Here is a 22,729-nt window from a genome sequence, read left to right as displayed (position 1 = left end):
CAACTCGCGTGATTGAAGGGTCGACACGACGCTGAGACCCAAGTCCCGCCGTGTCGTCCCTCCAATCACGCGTGTCGGCTTCCGAATCACGCGTGTCGGCTTGCTGATCACGCTTCGGGGAGGTCGCGGAGGAGGCTGCGGAGGCCTTCCGCGTCGAGGAGGTCGGCCGGGCGGATCGTGCGGTTGGCGCGGACGTAGTGGAACGCCGCGCGGACCCGCTCCACCGGGACGTTCTTCAGCGCCGCCCAGGCCATGCGGTACGCCGCCAGCTGGACCGCCAGTACCGGGAGACGGGACTCCGCCGGGACCGCGCCGGTCTTCCAGTCGACCACCGTCCAGCCGCCGTCGGGGTCGGCGAAGACCGCGTCCATCCGGCCGCGCAAGGTGATGCCTTCGATGTCGGCCGAGAACGAGACCTCCGCCGCCACCGGCACCCGCGGCGCCCACTCGCTCTGCTCGAACTCGGTCCGGAGCTCCTCGAAGTCCGCGTCGGGCGCTTCGCCGAAGTCCGCCGCGCCCGGGAGGTCGTCGATCTCGATGAGCTGGTCGCCGGCGAACCGGCGTTCCAGCCAGCCGTGGAACTCCGTGCCCCGGCGGGCGAAGCTGTTGGGCTCCACCGGAAGCGGACGGCGCAGGTCCGCCGCCAGCCGGCCGGCGTCCTCGGCCAGGGCGACCAGCTGGCTCACCGAAAGCCGCGAAGGCAGCGGGACGCGGTTGACGTGGTCGTCCTTGCGCGCCCACTCTTCCAGCAGGACGTCGGTGTCGGTCGTCCAGCCGTCGGGATCGTCCTCTTCGGACTCTTCCGGTTCTTCGGACTCTTCCGGCTGCGCGGCGAGCGCCTCTGACACCAGCTCCACGCCGGTCTGCATCCCGGTGCGCCGGTCGGCCAAGGGGTCCACCGGCCACCGCGACGCCCGCGAGTCCGACACCAGCGGGTTTTCGTCGTCCTTGGCCGGCTCCGGCGCCCACTCGGCGAGCTGCCCGACACCCGTTTCCCGCAGCACGTCGGCGATCTCCGTCAGGAACTCCGACGGCCCCTTCGCCCGGCTGCTGCTCTCGTTCCACCAGTGCCCGGACACGATCAGCGCGTGCTCGGACCGCGTCAACGCGACGTAGCAGAGCCGCCGCTCCTCCGCCTGCTCCCGCTCGACGAACCCGGCTTCGTGCAGCTCCAGTCCTTCTTGGACTTCCTTGCGGTCGTAGCCCTCGGCGATCCGCAGGTCCGGCAGGTCCTCGGCGTCACCGCGCAACGCGGCGGGCAGCGACGTCGCGGTCCGCAGCCACGACGACGACCGCCGCCGGCCCGGGAACACCTCGTGCACCAGGTGCGGGACGGCGACGACCTTCCATTCGAGCCCCTTCGCCGAGTGCACGGTGAGCACCTGCACCCGGTCCGGGACGACCTCGACCTCGCCCGGGGTGAGCCCGTCCTCGGCGTGCGCGGCGGTGTTCAGGTAGTCCACAAAGGACAGCAACGTCGCCGTCGGCGCCGTCTCGGCGTAGTCGGCGACGACCTCGGCGAACGCGTCCAGGTGCGCGCGTCCCGCGGATCCCGGCCGCGCCAACGATTCGACGTCCAGGAGCATCGTGCGCTCGACGTCGGCGACGAGCTCCGGCAGCGACTGGTCGAGCCGCCGCCGCAGCGCGGCCAGCTCCCAGCCGATCCGCCGGACGCGCTTGTAGCCCTCTTCGGAATACCGCGCCGGGTCCCCGGGCTCGTCGATCGCGTCGATCAGCCCGGCCTGCTCGACGCGTTCCACGACCAGCTCCGGGGTGTCCGGCTTCTCCGGGCTGGACAGTTCCCCGGCCCGCCGCCACAGCGCGGCGACGTCGGCGGCCGCGAGCCGCCAGCGCGCGCCGGTCAGCAGCCGGGCGGCCGCGCTGCCGGACAACGGGTCCGCGAGCACCTTCAACGTCGCGACGAGGTCGGCGACCTCGGGTTCGTCCAGGAGCCCGCCGAGGCCGACGACCTCGACCGGCAGCCCGCGTGCCCGCAGTTCGGCGGCGATCGGGGCCATGTCGGCGCGGCGCCGCACCAGCACCGCGGCGGTCGGCGGTTTCCCGGTCTCTTCCTGGTGGGCGTACCAGCGCCGGGCGAGCGCGTCGGCCACCCACCCGCGTTCGGCGCGGACGTCCGGCAGCAGCGCGCACGCGATGTCCGCGGGCCCGGCACCTTCGCGCGCCCGCAGCCGTTCGACGCCGAGGCCGCGGGCCCGCAGCGGTTCGGCGATCGCGTTGGCGAGGTCGAGGATCTCCGGCGGGTTGCGGAAACTGGTCAGCAGCCCGAAGTCGTGCGCGGGGACGAGCCGTTCGCCGTCGAAGCGCGGGAAGTCCGTGGTGAACCGGGGCAGGTTGGCCGCACTGGCGCCGCGCCAGCCGTAGATCGCCTGCGCGGGGTCGCCGACCGCGGTGACCGGCATCGGCGGGTTCTCGACGCCGCCGAACAGCGCCCGCAGCAGCACGCGCTGGGCGTGCCCGGTGTCCTGGTACTCGTCGAGCAGCACCGCGCCGAAGCGCTCACGCTCACCGCGGACGACCGACGGGTACCCGCTCGCCAGCTGCGCGGCCAGGGACATCTGGTCGGCGAAGTCCAGCGCGCCTTCGTTGCGCTTGCGCCGGTGGTACTCCTCGACCAGCGGCAGCAGCGCGAGCCGGAAGTGCTGCGCCGCCATGACTTCGGTGAGTTTCTGCGGCAGCGCGGCCCGCTGTCCCTTGACGCGCGGCGCGTTCTCGATGACGCGGCACATCCACGTCGTGTACTCGGCGAGCTGTTCGGTGGAGATCAGGTGCTCGCCGAGCTCGCCGGCCAGCTGCAGGACGTCCGCCGTCACCGTCGGCGGGACGCGGTCGGTGTCGAGCTCATTGTCCCATGTGGACACAACGCGGTGCGCGATCTGCCACGACGACGTCTCGGAAAGCAGCCGGACGCCGGGCTGCACGGGCAGCCGCAGCCCGTGCTCGGAGAGCAGCCGCCCGGCGTAGGCGTGGTAGGTGAGCACGGTCGGCTCGCCGGCGACCACCGTGGACCGCAGGCCGCCGGTGGGGTCGAGCCGGTCGAGCAGCCCGGACCCGGCGAGCCGCCGCAGCCGCGCGCGGACACGCTCGCCGAGCTGGCGCGCGGCCTTGCGGGTGAACGTCAAGCCGAGGACGCGGTCGGGGCTGACGATCCCGTTGGCCACCAGCCAGACCACGCGCGCGGCCATGGTTTCGGTCTTGCCGGCCCCGGCCCCGGCGACGACCAGCGACGGCTCGACCGGCGCGGCGATCACGACGGCCTGCTCAGGCGTCGGCCGGTGCAGCCCGAGCGCGTCGGCGAGTTCGGCCGGCTCCACGGGGTTGGCGATGAGGAGCGGGCTCATGCGCCGGCCCCGCGTGGGCTCGCTGAACTCACCAGGTAGTTCACAACCTTGTAGTTCACAACCTTGACGGACGAACTCACTGGTTCGTACACAGGCTGGGCCGCTGAACTCACCGGATAGTCCACAACTCCGCCGACTGAACTCACCAGTTCGTGCAGAACCTGCATGTCTGAACTCACCAGTTCGTACACAAGCCCCCGCCCGCCGGCCCCGGCACCAGCGGGCGGACTCGCCAGTTCGTTCACGGGCCCGGCACCTGACGGCCCTCGGGCCGCAGCGGGCAGCAGCCACGCGCCGGGCAACGGTCGCAGTCCGGGTTCTCCTGGGCCTGGTAGTCCGGACCGGTCGCCGACTCCGCGGCGCCCCGCACCAGGTCCAGCCACTGCTTCCCGCCCACTTCGTCGAGCGGCGGCTGCGCCCGTTCGGTCGACCCGGTCTTGTTGTTGGCCTTCGCGACGTACACCAGCCGCGCGCCGCCCGGCGCGTTCCGGCCTTCGATCGCCCCGAGCAGCACCGCCAGCTGGTACGCCGCCAGCTGCGGGTGCTCCTCCGCGTCCTTGCCGGACACCGGGACCTTGCCGGTCTTGATGTCGACGATCACCGGGCGGCCCTCGCTGTCGAGCTCGACCCGGTCGACGCGCCCGCGCAGCAGCACCCGGACGTCGTCCTCACCGCCGACCGGCAGCTCGACCTCGATGTCCTGCTCGACGCCGGCTTCCTTGAGCTCCGCCCGGCTCTGCTCCAGCCACGTCGTGAAGTTCCGCAGCATCTGCTCGACGCGCCGCCGCTCGCGCCGGGAGAACCACGGCGCTCCCGCGTCGACCCGCACCCAGGCCTCGTCCAGCGCGGCCTGCAGCTCGGCGCCGGTGCTGCCGGACGCCACCGCCTGGGCGAGCCCGTGCACCAGCGTCCCCGTCACCGCCGCCAGCTGCGCCGGGTCGCTGCCGCCGTGCCGCTCGATCATCCAGCGCAGCGGGCACTTCGTCAGGATCTCCACTGTGGACGGTGAGATCCGGATGAGGTCGCCCGGCGGGTGCACCGGCTCGTCGCTGGACGCCGGGAGNAAGCCGTACCACGTCGAAGGGTGCGCGCCGGGTACGCGAGCGTCGGCCAGCCGCGCCAGCTGTTTCGCCGCGCGACGGCGGCGCGCGGGGTCGGCCTTGTCGTCGCAGACGACCTCGCGCAGCTCCCCCACCAGCTCGGCGAGCACCAGCGACCGGCCCGGCGGCTTCATCCGCGAGTCGAGGCCGCCGTCGTCGGCGCCGTTCTCCTCCAGGTCGTCGAGGAACCGCGACGGCTGCTCGTCCTCCCCCGACACCGCCGTGACCAGCAACGTCTGCTTCGCCCGGCTCATCGCGAGGTAGAACAGGCGCCGTTCCTCGGCGAGGATCGGCGCGGTCTGGGAGACGGCGTCGTCGTCGACGCCGGCCATCAGGTCCTTGAGCCGTTCCACGCCCAGCACCGATCCCCGCAGCCGCAGGTCCGGCCAGGCGCCTTCCTGGACACCGGCGACCGCGACGACCGTCCACTCGCGACCGGCGGCGGAGTGGGCGGTGAGCAGCGAGACGCCGTCGGACGGGACGGCGGCCGGCGCCAGGGTGTCGCCCGCGATCCGTTGGGCGCCAAGGTAATCCGCGAAGGAAGCGACGCTCGCGCGGGGCAGCCGGTCGACATAGCGGCCGGCCGCGTCGAACAGCGCCACGACGGCGTCGAGATCACGATCGGCCTGCGCGCCCAGCGATCCGCCGCGCCCGGCCTGCTTGAGCAGCTTCTGCTCCAGCCCGCTTTCCCGCCACAGCTCCCACAGCACCTGCTCGACGCCGTCGCCGCGGGCCACGGCCTGGTGCGTGACGCGCAGCAGGCCGCCGACGCGCCGCACCGGCTCGGCCTCGGCGTCGGCCAGCCCGGCGAGGATGTCCCCGCCGCGCAACGCTTCCACGAGCAGTTCGTCGCTCGACCGCTGCCCGCCGCCGGCCAGTTCCAGCCGGCGCAGGCCGCGCCGCAACCGGCGCAGCGCCAGGGGATCCGCGCCGCCGAGCGCGGACGACAGCAGCATTTCGGCGAGGTCGATGTCAAGGAGTTCGGGCGAAGGCGCGAGCTTCAGCACGGCCAGCAACGGCCGCACCGCCGGCTGGCGGGCCAGCGGCAGCTCCTCGGTGGCCGACCCGATCGGGACGCCGGCCGCGCGCAAAGCCCGTTGCAGCACCAGGAAAGTCCGCGCCGGCGACCGGACGAGCACGGCGATCTCCGACCACGGCACGCCGTCGACGAGGTGCGCGCGGCGGAGCTGGTCGGCGATCCAGCTCGCCTCGGCGGCCGGGGTCGGCATCACGCGGACCCGCACGTTCCCCCCGGAAGCGCCCGGCGGCGGGAGGATCTTGCGGTGCTGCGACGCGCCCGGCAGCGTCGCGCCGATCTTCGCCACCGCCAGGCGGACGGCCGGGGGGAGCCGGTGGGCCGTCGTCAGCGTGACGGTCCGGCTGCCGTCCGGGTCGGCGTCGGCGAACAGGCTCGCGTCGGCGCCGCGGAACGAGAACACGTTCTGGTCGGGGTCGCCGGCGACGACGAACTCGGCGGCGGTGTGCCCGATCACCCGGACCAGGCTGGTCTGCAGCGGGTCGAGGTGGTGGGCGTCGTCGACGAACAGGTGCCGCACGCGCGTGCGCTCGCGTTCGCGCAGCTCGTCGTCGTCCTCCAGGGCGAGCAGCGCGGAGGTGACCAGCTCGGCGGCGTCCAGCGCGGGCGCGCTCGCCACGCCCAGCGCGTTGCCGCCCGCGCCCTGCAGCTGCGTGACCTCTTCGTACTGCGCCCAGAACTGCCCGGCGGCCACCCACTCCTCGCGGCCGCGGCGGCGGCCCAGCTCGGCGAGGTCCTCCGGCCCGAGCCCGCGCTCGGCGGCCCGCATCAGCAGGTCGCGCAGCTCTTCGGCGAAGCCGGGGACCATCAGGGCGGGCCGCAGCTGCTCGGGCCAGTACCCGGCTTCTTCGTCGAGGTCACCGGCCAGGAGCTCACGGACGACGACGTCCTGCTCGGCGCCGGCGAGCAGGCGCGGCGGCGGGAGTTCTCCGGCCATCGCCTCCAGCCGCAGCAGCGAGTAGGCGTAGGAGTGCACGGTGCGCACGAGCGGTTCGCGGACGGTCCGGGGCAGCGGCCGCGCCTGGTCGGGATCGGCGGTGAGCCGCCGCGTGATGTCGGCGCGCAGCGCGTCGGCCGCCTTGCGGGACGTGGTGAGGACGAGCACGCTCTCCGGATCGGCGCCCTCGGCGATCCGGCGGGTGGCGGCCGAGGCCAGCAGCGACGTCTTGCCGGTGCCGGGGCCACCGAGCACGCGGAGGAACCCGCCGGGCGCGGAGAGCACGCGCCGGGCGCCTTCGTCCCAGGTGAACGTGGGTGCGCCCGCGATCGGCGTGCGCACCAGCCGCGCGTCCGCCTGCGCCGTTCGCCTCCCGTTCACCCCGCGATGGAACCACGCCCGCTCCCCCGGGTGGTGCACCGGCACGGCTTAGCGGCGGTGCGTTCGGCGAAGGTGCCGGTGCGTGCGCCGGTCGGCCACAAAAAGTGTCGGTGGTGTCCGGCAGAGTGTCGGTATGGACGACGTTCTGCACGAGCGCGTGCGGGAAATCATCGAGTCCGTGCCGGCCGGCACGGTCGCGACGTACGGCGACATCGCGGCGCTCGCCGGAGCACCCTCACCGCGGATGGTCGGCGCGATCCTGGCCGAGGACGGGCACGACCTGCCGTGGCACCGCATCCTGCGCGCGAACGGCACCCCGGCACCGCACCTGGTGCACGACCAGCTCGAACGGCTGCGCGCGGAAGGCGTGCTGGCGGACGGCCAGCGCGTCGACCTGAGGAAGTACCGCTGGAAACCGGACGGCGAGGCGGACGACGGCCCGGAAGGGCTGTTCTGAACCCCGACGCCGGTGGGGCGTTGAGTGCGCACAACGCCCCACCGACGCGGCGTCCTAGGAGAACCTCGCCATCAGCGGCGTGGGGACGCCCGGGTCCGCGCCGTCCATCGCGCCGGTGGTCCAGAGCGTGCCGGTGCCCGGCACCCTCGTGAGCCCGTACAGGGTGGCGCCGGCGGCTTCCGGCACGGCCGCCCGCCGCCACCTGCCGTCGATTCCCCGGCGGAGAGCGTAGGCGTGGGTGTTGCCCGCCTCGTCGTACTGGTAACCCACCGCCCAGACGTCCCGGCCCACGGTCGTCACCGCGTTGAGCTGGCCTCGCTCGTCCGGGGTCCGCTCGATCACCGCGCCCCACGGCGTCAGGCGGAAGGCCAGCGGCTTGCGGTTGAGGGCACCGCCGGTGGTCGACTCGCCCACCGCCCAGACCTGCCCGTCCGACACCGTGATGGCCCCCACCCTCGCCAACCCCAGACCGGCGGTGGAGGGCAGGGCGATCCGGCGCCAGGCGACTCCGTCCCAGTGCAGGACGAGGGGCGCCACGCCGTCGCCGTCCGCGACCGCGCCGGCCGCCCACACGTCGGCCGGGCCGCTCGCCGCGACCGCGGACAGGTCGCCGTCGGCCAGGCCGGCCGGGAGGGGCACCCGCGTCCAGCGGACGCCGTCCCAGTGCTGGACCATCGGCCTGGTGTGCTCGGCGTCGGCCGTGGAGCCGACCGCCCACGCGTCGGACTCGCCGATGGCCGCCACGCCGTACAGCTGGTGCTGGTCGAGGCCGGGATCGTCGTCGGCGGGCACGGGCGACCACGTCTTCCCGTCCCAGCGTTCGATCAGCGAAATCGTCCGGCCGCGCAGCCACGAGTCGCCCACGGCCCAGATCCGGCCGGGGGCCGAGGCGGCGATCGCGTTCAGGCGGCCGGTCCGGCCGTCGGGCAGCGGCGGGACCGGCACCCGCGACGACGCCTTCCCGTTCCAGTGCCACACCTGCGGCCGGAAGGTGACCTGGGGCTTGCCGTCGACGATCTCCTGGTCGAGGGTGAACCCGGCGGTCCAGACGTCGTGCGCGGACAGCGCCGTCGTCGCCACCAGGTTGCCCGGCTCCGGCGTGAGCGGGACGACCTCCCAGCTCGGCACCGACGGCGCCGCGGCCAAGGCCGCGGACAGCAGGATTTCCGTGATCACAGGTCCCCCAGGTGTTCGACGAGCTTCTGGTTCTTGGTGGCGGAGTAGACGACGGTGCCCGGCGCCATTCCGTCGAGCGCGGCCGTCGTCACCATGCGGTACCCGAGGGTGCGGGAGGTCGCCGGATCGATGACGATCTCCGTGCGCTTTCCGTCGTAGGTGTGGGCGATCGCGACGCCCGGGCGGCCGGCCAGGTCGACCTGGCCGGGGATCCGCGCCACCCCGGGCACCTGGGCGAGCGCCTGGTACAGAGCGGCACGCAGGCCGGGCGGGAGCAGGGCGTCGGCCGAGGTGGCCAGCGCGGTGCCCGCCTTGAAGACCTGCCGGTCACCGTTCGGGCCGTCCTGACCCACCGAGGCCCGCAGGATCGCCAGCAACCGGCCGGGGTCGGTGGGCAGCGACGCCAGGTAGGTGGGCGTGGGGTTGGCCAGGCCGGGCGGGGACGGCACCTCCGCCAGCTTGGGGTGGCTCGACGGTTCGTAGGTGGACGTCGTGACCTTGGTGTAGGCCGTGCCGTACCGGGCCAGCTTCTCCCCGTCCGCCGGCGTGAGCGGGTGCGCGTTGAGACCGCGGGTCGTCCTCATCAGCTTCGGCGCCGTGCCCTCGCCCACCACGCTCCACCGCTCGGTCACGTCTTCGGTGACGTAGTAGGCGAGGCCGTCCAGGCCGGTCGCGGACTGCACGGACACGGCGCGATCCGCGGTGTAGAGGTAACCGCCGTGGCTGAGGTCGAGTGGCGAGGCGTTGGCGACCCGCCGGACGACCAGGTCCACGGTCGCGGGGACGCTGCCGGCCGCGGTGATCGCCTCGGCACCGGCGTCGGGACGAGCCAGGGTCTTGGCAGCGGACGGCGACGGGGAAGCGGTCGTGGTCGTGTGCTCCGGCCACAGGGTGATCGTGGTGGCCGCCGCGGCGGCCACCACCACCGAGGCCGCGACGGCCACGGACACCCCGCGCAGGCGGGCGGGTCGCCCCGCGGTGGCCGTCCTGGCCAGCACCGTCCCGCGGATCCTGGCCAGATCGGCGGGATCCGGCCGGGGTCCGGCGTCGTGGTAGTGCCGCAGCGCCGTGTCGACGACGTCGTGCTCGGTCATGCCGGTCCTTCCAAGGTCGTGATGCCCAGCTCGAGGAGGGCGGCCCGTAGCCGCGTCCTCGCCCGGTTGAGCCGGGACATGACCGTGCCGATGGGGATGTCCAGCGCGGTCGCGATGTCGGCGTAGGTCAGGCCGGCGGCGTACAGGTAGAGCACGTCACGCTGGCGGCGGGAGATCTTGTCCAGCTCGCCGGCCAGTGCCCGGACCGCGGTGTCCGCGTCCGCGCGGGCGACGGCGCGCTCGGCCGCCCCTTCCGCGGCCGTCTCGCCGTGGTGCCGGATCAGCTTGCGGTACCGGGCTTCCGTGGCCCGGTACCGGCGCAGCACGTTGGTGGCGATGCCGTACAGCCATGGCAACGCGCTGGGCTGGGCCGGGTCGAACCGGCCCCGGCGCTCGTAGGCGATGGCGAAGGTGTCGGACACCGCGTCGTCCACGGTCTCCGTGCCGACGCGCCGGGCGCAGTACCGGTAGATCTCCCCGGCGTGCCGGTCGAAGACCGTGCCGAAGTCCGTTCGCGTCCCGGCGAGCAGCGCCGCGTCGGTCGGGGGGTCGGTCGGGGGGTCGGCCGGGGGGTCCGACCCGGGCGACCGGGCCGAAGAGGAGGTATCGGGAACTGTTCGCACACTCCCTCTTCCGGGCCCGGCGCGAATCTATTCCGCCGGCCGGCTCCCGAGGGCCGTGACCAGCAGTTTCACCAAAGCACCCAGCCGCTGCCGCTCCGGCTGCAGGGTCTTGACGCCCGCCTCCTCCAGCGGCGCCGCCGTCACCGGCCCCACGCACGCGCACACCAGCGGCCCGCGCAGCGCGGCCAGCAACTCGTCGAGACGTCCGTAGGACCGGGCCAGCGCCAGGAAGTTCGCCGCCGCCGGGGCGCTCGTGAACGCCAGCGCGCCCAGCTCACCGGCGATGGCCGCGTCGACCAGGTCGTGCACCGGCCGCACGTCCGGCGGGGAGAGCCACCGGTAGGGCTGCACCTGCAGCACCGTCGCCCCGGCCGTGACCAGCGGCGCGGTGTGCTCCGGCAGCGGCGTCCCGTGCAGCTGGACGGCGACCCGCGCGCCGCCGATGTCCGCGGCCGCCAAGGCACCGAAGAGCTCGGCGTTCGATTCCGACTCGGCCGAAAAGGACTCGCGCAACCCGGCGCCGCGGATCGCGCCGACGGCCTTGGGGCCGCGGGCGTGGATCCGGGACTCGCCCAGCGCCGCCACGAGCCGGTCGCGCAGGCCCCAGCCCGCCGCCGCGTCGAGCCAGCCGCGGAACCCCGCGCCCGTCGTGACCACCGTGAACGCCACCGGGGCGGCGAGCACGGCTTCGGTGCCCGCCCGCAGCTCGGGGTCGCTGTCCAGCGGCACGATGGTGATCGTCGGCGCGTGCCGGACCTCGGCGCCGGAGCGTTCGAGGGCCGCGATGAACTCGCCGGCCCGGCGTTCGGCCGTGACGCCGATGGCGATCCCGCTCAGCTCACCCATAGATCGCGCCCATCTCCTCGATCGCTTCGGCCAGCTCCGCCCGCAGGTCCGCCGGTTCGAGGACCTCCAGGTGCGGCCCGAAGCGCAGCAGCTCGCCGATGGCCGGTTCGCCCGGCTCCACCGGCAGCTCCACGGTGAGCCAGCCGTCCGCGTCGGGCTCGTCGCGGCACTCGCGCAAGGCGCGGGCGCCGACAGAACCTGCGTAGAACGGTACGAGAGCCTGCGCGCGCGGCGACAGCCGCACCACCGCCACGCGCGGGAACATCCGGCGTTCGAACTGCTCGGACCACTCCTGCCAGTACCGCGCGAGATCGAACCCGGCGGGCCGCTCGAACACCTCGCCGAGGTCCGTCAGCTCCAGCACCCGCGAGATCCGGTAGGTCCGGTCGGTGCCCTCGCAGCGGCCGGCGAGGTACCAGTTGCCCGCCTTGAGGATCAGCCCCAGCGGCTCGACGTCCCGCTCGACGACCCGCTGCCCCCACCGTTCGTAGCGGATCCGGATCCGGTGCGACGACCAGACGGCGTCGGCGACGGCGGACAGCGCCGGCAGGCTCTCGATGCCCCGGTGCCAGCCCGGGACGTCCAGGTAGAACCGCTCGGCGACGCGGCCGGCCCGGTCTCGCAGCTCCGGCGGCAGCGCGGCGTACAGCTTGAGCTGCGCCGCCGCGAGGACCGTGCCGAGCCCCAGCTCGGCCGCGGCCACGGGCAGCCCGGCCAGCGACAGCGACTGGGCCTCCTCCTCGGTCATCCCGGTGAGCCGGGTCCGGTAGCCGTCGACCAGCCGGTAGCCGCCGGTCCGGCCGCGGTCGGCGTACACCGGGACACCGGACGCCGACAGCGCGTCGATGTCCCGGTAGACCGTGCGCACCGAGACCTCGAGCTCTTCGGCCAGCTCCTCGGCCGTCATCCGGCCGCGGTTCTGCAGCAGCAGGAGGACGGTCAGAAGGCGGCTCGCGCGCATAATCTTCAGTTTGACAGAAATACCTGACACGAGCTGACAGGTATGCCCGGCAGGGTGGTCCCCATGAACGCATTCACCATGAAGAACTGGGACGAGAAGATCGTCAGCGGCACCGAAGGTGGTCCCCGGGTGGCGTACGCGCACGCCACGATGGCGTACAACGGCGTCATCGAGGGTGAATCGATCTGCGACCTTCTGCTGTACTACGCGGGCGAAGGGTACGAAAGCGGCACGACGACGTCGCCGAGCTTCGAGCGCTTCGAGGGCAAGATCGACGGTCGCGAAGGGACGTTCGTCGTACGGCACGAGTACACGTTCGACGCCAAGGGCATCGCCTCGACGTTCGGCGTCGTCCCCGGTTCGGGCACCGGCGCGCTGGCCGGGCTGACCGGCAGCGGCACCGTCGGCGGCGCGATGGGCGAGGAGAAAATGGGCTACACCTTCGAGTACACGTTCTAGGAGTCGCACGTGGACCGTCGCCAGGTACTCGCGTACCGCATCGCCGAGCACGGCCTGCACCGGAAAGCGCGAGACGCGGCCGAACTGGCCGTCGTCCGGGCCGGGCTGCAGGACAGCATGCGCGACACCGCGCTGCTCGCCCTGGTGGCCCGGCTCGACGGCCCGATGTCCCTCGAGGACGACGACCGGCTCGTCCTGGCGTGGACGTTGCGCGGCGCGCCGCACTACCACCTGCGTTCCGACCTGCCCGAGGCGATCCGCGCGCTGGTGCCCCTGGACGACGCGGACGCGCTGGCGCGGATGCTGTGGCAGCGCAAGGAAATGGCGGCGACGGGGCTGTCCGCGCGCGAAGTGGTGTTCACGGCGGCGGCCGCCATCCGGAAGGTCGTCACGAAGCCGATGACGAAGGGCGCTGTTTCGGCGGCAGTCACGAAGGTGCTGCCGCCGTCGTTCTCGCGGTGGTGCCGGGGCTGCAACGCGACGCACATCCAGGAGCAGCTGATGCGCATAGCGACCCCGCACGGCGGCGTCCGCCTGGTCGCGGGCGCGTCCCCGGCGACGCTGGCCCCGCTGGAGGGCCGCGGCAGGCAGCGCCGCACCCCGGACCCGGCGGCCGCGGCGAACGTGGTTTCCGGCTACCTGCGGCTGAACGGCCCGGCGACCCCGGGCGAAGCGGCGGAGTACGTCGGGACGGCTCGGGCGGTCGTCGACCGGACCTGGCCATCGGGGCTGGCATCGGTGAAGGTGGAGGGCAAGGTCCGCTACCTGCCGTCGTCCCGGCTGGCGGCGTTGGAGAACCCACCGGAGCCGGACGTGGTGCGGCTGCTGCCCCCGTGGGACCCGTTCATCCAGGCCCGCGACAAGGCACTGCTGGTACCGGACCCGGCGCGGCGCAAGGAAGTCTGGAAGATGCTGGGCAACCCGGGAGTCCTGCTGGCGGACGGCGACATCGCGGGAACGTGGCGTACGAAGAGCAGCGGCACGAAGCTGACGTTCACGGTGACGACGTTCGACCCGCTGCGCCCGCCGGTCCGGGAGGAAGCGGAAGCCGAGGCGGCGCGGGTCGCGGCGGCGCGGGGGTTCGAGAAGCACACGGTCACCTGGGCGGGCTGAGCCCCCGACCCCGCCGTCGCGAACCTCCCCCACCCTCCCTGGGGGGCGTCCCCAAGTCCAGTCTATCGGCGGGTACCGACGAAAAGTCCGGAAAGGCCGCCGAGACGCCACTCTGTCCACATCACCCGAACGGCTGTGGGCAACCGGATCAAGCGTCCACGGCCAGCCGGTATCCCCGCTTCACCACCGTCTGCACCACCTTCCCGCCCCCCAGCGAAGTCCGCAGCCGCCCGATGGCCGTCTCCACCGCGTGCTCCTCCCCACCCCCGGGTAACGCCGAAATCAGCTCGCGCCGCGAAACCACCCGCCCCGGCGACGCCGCCAACGCTCGCAGCAGCGCCATCGGTGCCGGCGCCACCTCTCGCCACTCACCGTCCACAATGGCTGCTTGGCCGCGTAGCTCGATCGACCTTCCGCCCGCCCGCAACCGCGGCGACCGAGCCACCAACGTCTCCGACACGGTCCTGGCCAATGCGCCGATGCGGGCCCGGTGCGGCTGGACCGTGGGCACCCCCAGTGCCGCCAGCGGTGCCGCCGTGATGGGGCCGACGCACGCCGCCACCACCGGGCCCGACAGCGCCGATACCAGCCCCGGCAGCCGCCCGGTCCGGCGGGCCAGGGCCACCAAAGAAGCCACCGCCGGGGCGCTCGTGAACGGCAGCGCGTGGATCGATCCATCCAGGACGCCGTCCAGCAGCCGGTCCACCGGGCCCGGGTCCACCGGGCCGACCCAGCGGTACACCGAGATCTCGATGACCTCCGCCCCGGCCGCGCGCAGCGTGTCCACGAAGTACGGCAACGGCTCGCCGTGCAGCTGCACCGCGATCCGCATCCCCTCGACCCCCGACGAGAGCAGGTGCTGCAGCAGCTCCGCGTTGCTCTCCGAAGCCGGCGAGTACGACTCCGAAAGCCCTGCCGCGCGAATGGCGCCGGTCACCTTCGGACCGCGCGCCAAGAGTGAAGACGAAGACAAGCGCGAGACCAGCGCGTCCCCCAGCCCCCAGCCCTCGGCCGCCTCCAGCCAGCCGCGGAAGCCGATGCCCGTGGTGGCCACCACGGCGTCGACCGCCGAAGAAAGCAGCCGCGTGGTGGCCTCGTGCAGCTCGGTGTCGTCCGTCAGGGGCACGATCCGGATGGCCGGGCCGTAGCGGACGCTCGCCCCCTTGCGCACCAGCAGCGCGCCGAGCTCGTCAGCCCGGCGCGCCGCGGTGATGCCGATCACGAAACCGGCCAATGGGAGCACATCGCTCACGGGCTCTCCACTTCGACGAGGCCTTCCCGCACGCGCACCTCGTACACCGGGACGGAAACGCCCTCGGCGTCCAGGCACTGTCCACTGTCGAGCGCGAAACGTTCCTTGTAGACCGGCGAAGCCACCACCGGAACGCCGCCCGCGTCGCCGACGATGCCGCGCGAGAGCACCGCCGCGCCGCTGCACGGGTCCCAGTTGGACAGGGCGTACCAGCGGTCACCCGGCAGCCGGAAGATCGCCACCTGCACGCCGCCGTCGAGCAGCGCCGCGACACCCGCGTATTCGGTGACCAAAGCGGCCGAGCAAACCGCCGTCCAGGTTCGTTCGATCGACGTCGTCATCGCCGCACCTCCGGAACTCCCAGCATCACGGGCACTTTCTGCTGTCGCTCCTCGCGGAAGGAGATCGCCGGGTCGGGGGCGCCCGGCGCGTTGACGAAGGAGGTGAACCGGGCCAGCTTCTCCGGGTCCTCCAGGACGCCCTTCCACTCGTCGGCGTAGTTGTCGACGTGCTTGGCCATCGCCGCGTCGAGGTCCTCGCAGATGCCGAGCGAGTCGTCGACGATCACCGCGCGCAGGTGGTCGAGCCCGCCCTCCATCTCCTCGATCCACGGCGCGGTCCGCTGCAGCCGGTCGGCGGTGCGCACGTAGAACATGAGGAACCGGTCGATGGTCCGGATCAGCGTCTCGCTGTCCACATCGGACACGAGCAGCTCGGCGTGCCGCGGCGTCGTGCCGCCGTTGCCGCCGACGTAGAGGTTCCAGCCGTTCTCCGTGGCGATGATGCCGAAGTCCTTGCTCCGCGCTTCGGCGCACTCCCGGGCGCATCCCGACACCGCCGACTTGAGCTTGTGCGGCGAGCGCAGGCCGCGGTAGCGCAGCTCCAGCTCGATCGCCAGCCCGACGCTGTCCTGGACGCCGTAGCGGCACCACGTCGACCCGACGCACGACTTCACCGTGCGCAGCGCCTTGCCGTAGGCGTGCCCGGACTCGAACCCCGCGTCGACGAGCCGGCGCCAGATCAGCGGCAGCTGGTCCACCGTGGCCCCGAAGAGGTCGATCCGCTGACCGCCGGTGATCTTGGTGTACAGCCCGAAGTCGCGCGCCACCTCGCCGATCACGATCAGCTTGTCCGGCGTGATCTCGCCGCCGGGGATCCGCGGCACCACCGAGTACGTGCCGTTGCGCTGCAGGTTCGCCAGGTACCGGTCGTTGGTGTCCTGCAACGTCATCTGCTCGCCGCCGAGCACGTGCCCGTTGCCGAGGGTGGCCAGGATCGACGCCACCGCCGGCTTGCAGATCGCGCAGCCGCTGCCCGTGCCGTACCGGCCGATCAGCTCGCTGAACGTCGTGATCCGGGTGGCCTGGACGATCTCGAACAGCTCCGCGCGCGACTGCGGGAAGTGCTCGCAGACGGCCTTCGACTGCTCGACACCGGCCGCGCTGAGCAGCCTGCCCAGCAGCGGGACGCACGACCCGCAGGCGGTGCCCGCGCGGGTGCACGCCTTGAGCTTCGGGACGGTGTCGCAGCCGTCCTCGTGGATGGCCTGGGTGATCGTGCCCTTGGACACCGCGTTGCACGAGCAGATCTGCGCCGCGTCGGGCAGCGCGTCGACGCCGACCGCGGCACCGCCGCCCGCCGGGGCGAGGATCGCGCCCGGCTCGGCCGGCAGTGGACGCCCGACCAGCGCACGCAACGTGTTGTACTCGGTCGCGTCGCCGACGAGCACGCCACCGAGCAGCGTCTTGCCGTCGTCGGTGACCACGAGCTTCTTGTACGTCCCGGCGACCGCGTCGTTGACGGCGACTTCCAGCGCGCCCTCGGTGGCGGCGTGCGCGTCACCGAAGGAAGCGACGTCGACGCCCATCAGCTTGAGCTTCGTCGACATGTCCGGCTCCGGGAACGTCCCGCTACCGCCGGTGAGCTGCGCGGCGACGATCTCCGCCATCGCGTAGCCGGGCGCCACGATGCCGTACACCTTGCCGTCGACCGCGGCACATTCGCCGATCGCGTAGATCGCCGGGTCGCTGGTGCGGCAGGAGGCGTCGGTGCGGACACCGCCGCGCGGGCCCAGCTCCAGGCCGGACTGCCGGGCGAGGTCGTCCCGCGGCCGGATGCCGGCGGAGAACACGACGAGGTCGACGTCGAGCTCGGTGCCGTTGCCCAGCTTGGCAAGCAACCGCGAGCCGTCGGGCTCGATGGAGCTGGTGGACGTTCCCGTGTGGACGGTGACGTCCAGCGCCGTGATCATCCGGCGGAGCATCGACCCGCCGCCCTCGTCGACCTGCAGCGGCATCAGCCGCGGCGCCATCTCGACGACGTGCGGGGAAAGTCCCATGTCCCGCAACGCCTTCGCGGCCTCCAGCCCGAGCAGGCCACCGCCGATGACGACGGCCGAGCGCCGGCCGCGGCCCGGCTTGTCGACCGCGGCCGCGCGGATCGCGTCGAGGTCCTCGATGGTCCGGTAGACGAAACAGCCGGGCAGGTCGTGCCCGGGCACCGGCGGCACGAACGGCCGCGAGCCGGTGGCCAGCACCAGCGCGTCGTAGGAGACCGAAGCACCGGACGCCGTGGTGACCGTCTTGGCTGCCCGGTCCACCGCGACGACCAGCTCGCCGAGCCGCAGGTCGACGTGCGGGTCGTCCGAGTAGTCCGAGCCCGGGAGGGCGAGCGAAGCCGGGTCCCAGGTGTCCACATAGGAGGTGAGCGCCACCCGGTCGTACGCCGGGCGCAGCTCCTCGGCCAGCACGACGACGCGCCAGGCTCCCTCTGAATCTTCCGCGCGCACCGCCTCCACGAGCCGATGGGCGACCATGCCGTGTCCGGCGACGACCAGGGTGGGCATCTCAGACCTCCGCTCCCGCGAGCGCCAGACCGCGCTCACTCGTGGGCTGTTCGGCGGGCTTGCGCAGGTAGACCGCCCAGGTGACGGCGAAGCACAGCCCGTAGAAGACCAGGAATCCGATGAAGGCGGGCACCCCGCTCTTCGCGTCGGCGAACGACTGCCGGAAGGCCAGGTTGATGAACAGGCCGCCCTCGGCGCCGATCGCACCGGCCAGGCCGATCAACGCGCCGGACAGGCGCCGCGCCTTGAGCAGTTCAGCCGCTTCTTCGGCGCCGTTCGCGATGGCGACCTTCGCCTTGGCGCGGAAGATGGCCGGGATCATCTTGTACGTCGAGCCGTTGCCGATGCCGGTGAGCACGAACAGCACGATGAAGGCGACCGTGAACAGCGTCAGCGACTTCGACGTCGAGGCCAGGATCAGCACGACCGTCGCCAGCGCCATCCCGACGAACGTGAAGAAGGTGATCTTGCCGCCGCCGATGCGGTCGGACAGCCAGCCGCCGGCCGGCCGCGAGATCGAGCCGAGCAGCGGACCGAGGAACGTGACCGCGGCCGCCTGCAGCGGGGTGCGGCCGAACTGGTTCTGCAGCACCAGGCCGAAGGCGAAGCTGTAGCCGATGAACGAGCCGAACGTGCCGACGTAGAGGAACGACATCACCCAGGTGTGCGGGTCCTTGACGACCTCGCGCATCGCCTTGGTGTCGCCCTTCACGGTGGCGAGGTTGTCCATGTAGAAGTACGCGCAGACCGCGGCGATCACGATCAGCGGGATGTAGACGTAGAGCACCAGCCGCGGCGCGGTCGCGCCAGCCGTGCCGATCACCAGAAGGCCGACCAGCTGGATCGCCGCGACGCCGAGGTTGCCGCCACCGGCGTTGAGGCCCAGTGCCCAGCCCTTGTGCTTCTCCGGATAGAAGGTGTTGATGTTCGTCATCGACGACGCGAAGTTGCCGCCGCCGACGCCGCCGAGGGCCGCGACCAGCAGGAACGTGCCGAGCGATGTGCCGGGGTGCAGCACGATCGCGGCCAGCGTGGTCGGGATCAGCAGCAGCACGGCCGACACGACCGTCCAGTTGCGGCCGCCGAACTTCGCCACGGCGAAGGTGTAGGGCAGCCGCATCAGGCCGCCGATCAGCGTCGGCGTCGAGACCAGGAGGAACTTGTCAGCGGGGGAGAAACCGTAGTTCTTGCCCATGAACAGGACGATGACCGACCACAGGGTCCAGATGGAGAAGCCGATGTGCTCGGCGAAGACCGAGAACCAGAGGTTGCGGCGGGCGATCTTCTTGCCCGTGGATTCCCAGAACTCCTCGTTCTCGGGTTCCCAGTGTTCGATCCAGTGCTTTCCTTGGTGGGCCACGGCTTTCTCCTTCGTGCGGCGGTTCGTGGTGGTCATTGCGCGGCGAGCCAGTTCGCGATGCCGCCGACGGTGTCGGTGCACCCGCCGCATCCCGTCGTGGCTCGCGTGGCCCGCGCCAGTGCGGGTGTGTCGGTGGCTCCGGCCTTCCAGGCTTCGATCAGCCGGCCCTTGGTGACGTTGTTGCAGCGGCAGATCACCGCCGCCGCGGGCAGGTCGGCCGGGCTCGCCGCCGGGGTGGAGCCGGTGGGCAGCGCGCGGCCCAGCAGGACGGCGAGCCGGTCGTCGGGCAGCAGCGTGCCGCGGTCGTGGAACTGGGTGATCGTCGCGGCCGCGTCGGGCAGGCCGAGCAGGATCGCCCCGGTGACGCGGTTTTCGCGGACGACGAGCTTGCCGTACCGGCCGCCGGTGGGATCGTTGAACGTCAGCACCTCGACGTCGGCGTCACCGGCCTGCAGCTGGGTCTCGCCCAGCGCGGCGAGGTCGATGCCGCGGGCCTTGAGCCGGGTGACGGCCGTCGTACCGCGGTAGCGGGCGGCCGCGTTCGTGCCGGTCAGGACGTCGGCCAGCACGGACGCCTGCTCCCACGCGGGCTGGATCAGCCCGGCCGGCGCACCGGGGTGACGGGCGCAGTCGCCGAGGGCGTGGATGCGGCCGTCGCTGGTGCGCAGCGTGTCGTCCACGACGATCGCCCCGTCGACGTCCAGGCCGGCTTCCACGGCCAGGCGCGTCTCGGCGCGGACGCCGGCGGCGACGACGACCAGGTCGGCCGGGACGAGGGTGCCGTCGTCGAGCTTGAGCCCGTCGCCGGGCAGGTAGCGGGCGGCGGTGGCGCCGAACTTGAACGTCACGCCCATGTCGGTGAGCTGCCGGGCCAGCACGTGCCCGGCGGCCGGGTCGAGCTGGCGTTCCATGACGTGCCCCAGCGGGTGCACGACGGTCACCTGGTTGCCGCGCCCGGCCAGGCCGCGGGCGGCTTCGAGGCCGAGCAGCCCGCCGCCGAGCACCGCGACCGGCGCGCCGAAACGGGCGGCGTCGAGGATCTTGGCGCAGTCGTCGAGGCTGCGGAACGCGACCACGCCGGGGCCCGCTTCGAGGCCTTCGACCGGCGGGATCCACGGGTTGGCGCCGGTGGCGAGCACGAGCGCGTCATAGTCCACGCATGCCCCGTCGCCGAGTTCGACACAGCGCTTCTCGCGGTCGATGCGGGCGACGTCGACGCCGAGCCGCAGGTCGATGTTGTGCCGCTGGGCCCACTCGTCGTCGTGCAGGCGGACGCTTTCGGCGCTCATCCCGCCCGCGACGACGGCGGACAGCAGCACCCGGTTGTAGGCGGCGTGCTTCTCGGCACCGAGCACGGTCAGCCGGACGCGTTCGGCGATCGGGTCGCGGCGGCGGATCTCGTCGGCCAGCCGGGCACCGGCCATGCCGTACCCGACGATCACGACTTCACGGGGACTCATGCGGCACCATCCACAGTAGACAGGGCAACGGCACACACCTTGAACTCCGGCATCCGGCTGACCGGGTCGAGCGCCGGGTTGGTGAACAGGTTGGCGCGCTGCTCACCGGGGAAGTGGAACGGCAGGAAGACCAGATCGGGCTTGAGACTCTGGACGAACCGCACCTTCGCGACGGTCTCGCCACGCCGGGACCGGATCCTCGCGGGGTCACCTTCTTCGAGGCCGGCGCGCTTGGCGGTGTCCGGGTGGACCTCGACGAACACCTCCGGCACGACGTCGTTGAGCTCGCCGATCAGCCGGGTCTGCGCGCCCGACTGGTAGTGCTGGAGCACGCGGCCGGTGGTGGCCTGCAAGGGGAACTCGTCGTCCGGCACCTCGGCCGGGCCGGTGTGCTCGACCGGCACGAACCGCGCGCGGCCGTCGGGGTGGGCGAACGACTCGAGGAACATCCGCGGGGTGCCGGGGTGATCGTTCTCCGGCACCGGCCAGTGCAGCGCCTCGCCCGCGCGCAACCGGTCGTAGCTGACGCCGGAATAGTCGGCGATCCCGCCCTTCGACGCGATCCGCAGCTCCTCGAACACCGTCTCGGCGTCGGTGGGGAAGCGGCCGTCCGGCTGGCCGAGCCGCTCGGCGAGCCCGTTGAGGACGTCCAGATCGGACCGGACGCCCGGCGGCGCGTCCAGGGCCTTGCGCCGCAGCAGGATCCGGCCTTCGAGGTTGGTGAGAGTGCCGTGCTCCTCGGCCCACTGGGTCACCGGCAGGACGACGTCGGCCATCGCCGCGGTCTCCGACAGCACGAAGTCCGCGACGACCAGGAGATCCAGGGCAGCCAGCCGCTCCTGGACGCGCTGCGAGCGCGGCGCCGAGACGACCACGTTGCTGCCGAACACCATCAGCGCCTTCGGGCCGTTCTCCTGCCCGAGCGCTTCGAGCAGCTCGGTCGCCGAACGGCCGGGGCCGGGCAGGCTGTCCGCGTCGACACCCCACACACCGGCGACGTACTCGCGCGCGGCCGGGTCGTCGAGCTTGCGGTACCCGGGCAGCTGGTCGGCCTTCTGGCCGTGTTCGCGGCCGCCCTGGCCGTTGCCCTGCCCGGTGAGGCAGCCGTAACCGGAGCCGTTCCGGCCCGGCAGGCCGAGGGAAAGCGCGAGGTTGATCCAGGCGCCGACGGTCGCGGTGCCGGTGGCGTGCTGCTCGGTTCCGCGAGCGGTGAGGATGTAGGCGTTGCGCGCGCCGGCGAGCTTCGCCGCGGCGAGGCGCATGTCGGCGGCCGAGACGCCGGTGACGCGCTCGGCGCGTTCCGGCCACCAGCTCGCGGCGATCCGCCACATCTCTTCGAACCCGCTCGTCCGATCGTCCACATAGGACTGTTCGAGGTGGCCGTCGGCGACGACGGCGTGCAGGATGCCCAGCGCCAGCGCGAGGTCCGTGCCCGGCGCGGGCGCCAGGTGCAGGCTCGCCAGCTCGGCGGTCGGGGTGCGCCGCGGATCGACGACGATGAGGTCGGTACCGCGCAGGTGCTGGATGAACGGCGGCATCGTCTCGGCCGGGTTCGCCCCGGCGAGCAGCACGACGTCGGCGTTCTTCAGATCCGTTACGGGGAAAGGCATCCCGCGGTCGGCCCCGAAGGCCTTGATCCCCGCGGCGGCGGCCGAGGACATGCAGAACCGGCCGTTGTAGTCGATCTGCGAGGTCCCGAGCGCGACGCGGGCGAACTTGCCGAGCAGGTACGCCTTCTCGTTGGTCAGCCCGCCGCCACCGAAGATCGCGGTGGCGTCCGGGCCGTGGTTTTCGCGGATTTCGACGAGCCGGCGAGCGACGTGGTCGAGCGCGAAGTCCCAGCTGACGGGCTCGAGTGCGCCGTCCACCCGGATCATCGGGGTGGTCAGCCGCTTCGGGGAGGTGAGCAGGCTGCCGGAGGTCCAGCCCTTCTGGCACAGGCCACCCGCGTTCACCGGGAAGTCCCGCGGCGTCACGCGGGTGCCCTCGAGGCTCATCCCGCACTGCAGCGCGCAGTACGGGCAGTGGGTCTCGACCTGCGGCATCGGGCACCTCCTCGGCGTCTCGGGGTTCCCCTGACGCTAAGGAGGCCGTGTTAACCGGATTCGACCGAATGTTTCAGGCAGTTGACATTGCGGCGATGTTTCCGGCGCCCGGCCGGTGAGATCGCCGTCCACCTGCCGGGACTCGGGAGGTCAGTGGGCCAAAACCGACATGACGCGCGATCGGTGCGACGCCGGTCACAAGCGGCCGAACACCGTGTCGTCCAT

The 22,729-nt window shown here is 72.6% G+C and carries 17 protein-coding genes; 3 read left to right on the top strand and 14 right to left on the bottom strand.

Features of this window, described 5'->3' with window-relative positions:
• Positions 1 to 107: 107 nt before the first annotated feature.
• Genes A3CE_RS0129130 through A3CE_RS0129125 form a run of 3 tightly spaced genes read right to left on the bottom strand, consistent with a single transcriptional unit; the run spans position 108 to position 6,774 of the window.
• Complete coding sequence (locus A3CE_RS0129130) at positions 108 to 3,359, bottom strand: ATP-dependent helicase (protein WP_020643632.1); 3,252 nt, start codon at positions 3,357 to 3,359, stop codon at positions 108 to 110.
• Positions 3,356 to 3,604 (bottom strand): hypothetical protein, encoded by a 249-nt coding sequence (locus A3CE_RS56755; protein ID WP_125592270.1) that lies wholly within the window; start codon positions 3,602 to 3,604, stop codon positions 3,356 to 3,358. The genes A3CE_RS0129130 and A3CE_RS56755 overlap by 4 nt, the downstream gene beginning before the upstream one ends.
• Positions 3,601 to 6,774 (bottom strand): ATP-dependent helicase, encoded by a 3,174-nt coding sequence (locus A3CE_RS0129125; RefSeq protein ID WP_026468979.1) that lies wholly within the window; start codon positions 6,772 to 6,774, stop codon positions 3,601 to 3,603. The genes A3CE_RS56755 and A3CE_RS0129125 overlap by 4 nt, the downstream gene beginning before the upstream one ends.
• A 172-nt stretch (positions 6,775 to 6,946) precedes the next feature.
• Between A3CE_RS0129125 and A3CE_RS0129120 the strand changes: the two genes are divergently transcribed.
• A complete protein-coding gene (locus tag A3CE_RS0129120) occupies positions 6,947 to 7,270 on the top strand; it encodes an MGMT family protein (RefSeq protein WP_020643630.1) in 324 nt (107 codons plus the stop codon).
• 54 nt (positions 7,271 to 7,324) lie between these two features.
• Here the strand turns inward: A3CE_RS0129120 and A3CE_RS53640 are convergent, their stop codons facing one another.
• The 5 genes from A3CE_RS53640 to A3CE_RS0129095 are packed head-to-tail and all read right to left on the bottom strand — an operon-like array spanning position 7,325 to position 11,970.
• On the bottom strand, positions 7,325 to 8,446 hold the full coding sequence (locus A3CE_RS53640; protein ID WP_020643629.1) for a hypothetical protein: 1,122 nt from the start codon (positions 8,444 to 8,446) through the stop codon (positions 7,325 to 7,327).
• Entirely contained in the window at positions 8,443 to 9,540 is a 1,098-nt protein-coding gene (locus tag A3CE_RS53635; RefSeq protein WP_020643628.1) for a CU044_5270 family protein, read from the bottom strand. The genes A3CE_RS53640 and A3CE_RS53635 overlap by 4 nt, the downstream gene beginning before the upstream one ends.
• Positions 9,537 to 10,163 (bottom strand): RNA polymerase sigma factor, encoded by a 627-nt coding sequence (locus A3CE_RS51750; protein WP_020643627.1) that lies wholly within the window; start codon positions 10,161 to 10,163, stop codon positions 9,537 to 9,539. Before A3CE_RS51750 ends, A3CE_RS53635 begins: the two co-directional genes overlap by 4 nt.
• A gap of 27 nt (positions 10,164 to 10,190) precedes the next feature.
• Positions 10,191 to 11,009, bottom strand: a complete 819-nt coding sequence (locus A3CE_RS0129100) for a uroporphyrinogen-III synthase (RefSeq protein WP_020643626.1) — start codon at positions 11,007 to 11,009, stop codon at positions 10,191 to 10,193.
• Entirely contained in the window at positions 11,002 to 11,970 is a 969-nt protein-coding gene (locus A3CE_RS0129095) for a helix-turn-helix transcriptional regulator (protein WP_020643625.1), read from the bottom strand. The genes A3CE_RS0129100 and A3CE_RS0129095 overlap by 8 nt, the downstream gene beginning before the upstream one ends.
• A gap of 63 nt (positions 11,971 to 12,033) precedes the next feature.
• On the opposite strand from A3CE_RS0129095, the gene A3CE_RS0129090 reads away from it, so the two are divergent.
• Complete coding sequence (locus A3CE_RS0129090) at positions 12,034 to 12,429, top strand: DUF3224 domain-containing protein (protein WP_020643624.1); 396 nt, start codon at positions 12,034 to 12,036, stop codon at positions 12,427 to 12,429.
• A gap of 9 nt (positions 12,430 to 12,438) precedes the next feature.
• The gene (locus tag A3CE_RS0129085; protein ID WP_020643623.1) at positions 12,439 to 13,542 is read left to right on the top strand and encodes a DNA glycosylase AlkZ-like family protein; all 1,104 of its coding nucleotides are present in this window, start codon (positions 12,439 to 12,441) and stop codon (positions 13,540 to 13,542) included.
• Positions 13,543 to 13,690: 148 nt separating this feature from the next.
• Here the strand turns inward: A3CE_RS0129085 and A3CE_RS0129080 are convergent, their stop codons facing one another.
• From A3CE_RS0129080 to A3CE_RS0129055, 6 genes are read right to left on the bottom strand one after another with little or no spacing between them, the layout of a single operon-like run.
• A complete protein-coding gene (locus tag A3CE_RS0129080) occupies positions 13,691 to 14,794 on the bottom strand; it encodes a uroporphyrinogen-III synthase (protein WP_026468978.1) in 1,104 nt (367 codons plus the stop codon).
• Entirely contained in the window at positions 14,791 to 15,135 is a 345-nt protein-coding gene (gene nirD, locus A3CE_RS0129075; RefSeq protein WP_020643621.1) for a nitrite reductase small subunit NirD, read from the bottom strand. The genes A3CE_RS0129080 and nirD overlap by 4 nt, the downstream gene beginning before the upstream one ends.
• A complete protein-coding gene (nirB, locus tag A3CE_RS0129070; RefSeq protein WP_020643620.1) occupies positions 15,132 to 17,639 on the bottom strand; it encodes a nitrite reductase large subunit NirB in 2,508 nt (835 codons plus the stop codon). Before nirB ends, nirD begins: the two co-directional genes overlap by 4 nt.
• Before the next feature lies 1 nt (position 17,640).
• Complete coding sequence (locus tag A3CE_RS0129065) at positions 17,641 to 19,035, bottom strand: nitrate/nitrite transporter (RefSeq protein WP_020643619.1); 1,395 nt, start codon at positions 19,033 to 19,035, stop codon at positions 17,641 to 17,643.
• Positions 19,032 to 20,459: an FAD-dependent oxidoreductase gene (locus tag A3CE_RS0129060; protein ID WP_026468976.1), complete on the bottom strand. Its 1,428-nt coding sequence runs from the start codon at positions 20,457 to 20,459 to the stop codon at positions 19,032 to 19,034. Before A3CE_RS0129060 ends, A3CE_RS0129065 begins: the two co-directional genes overlap by 4 nt.
• Positions 20,456 to 22,504 carry a molybdopterin oxidoreductase family protein gene (locus A3CE_RS0129055; protein WP_020643617.1) on the bottom strand — a complete coding sequence of 683 codons (2,049 nt, stop codon included), beginning with the start codon at positions 22,502 to 22,504 and terminating at the stop codon, positions 20,456 to 20,458. Before A3CE_RS0129055 ends, A3CE_RS0129060 begins: the two co-directional genes overlap by 4 nt.
• Positions 22,505 to 22,729: the final 225 nt, after the last annotated feature.

Source organism: Amycolatopsis balhimycina FH 1894, assembly GCF_000384295.1.
Taxonomy (GTDB): Bacteria; Actinomycetota; Actinomycetes; order Mycobacteriales; family Pseudonocardiaceae; genus Amycolatopsis; species Amycolatopsis balhimycina.
Note: the sequence above shows the minus strand (reverse complement) of the source record. Positions and strands in the feature narration are given on the sequence as shown.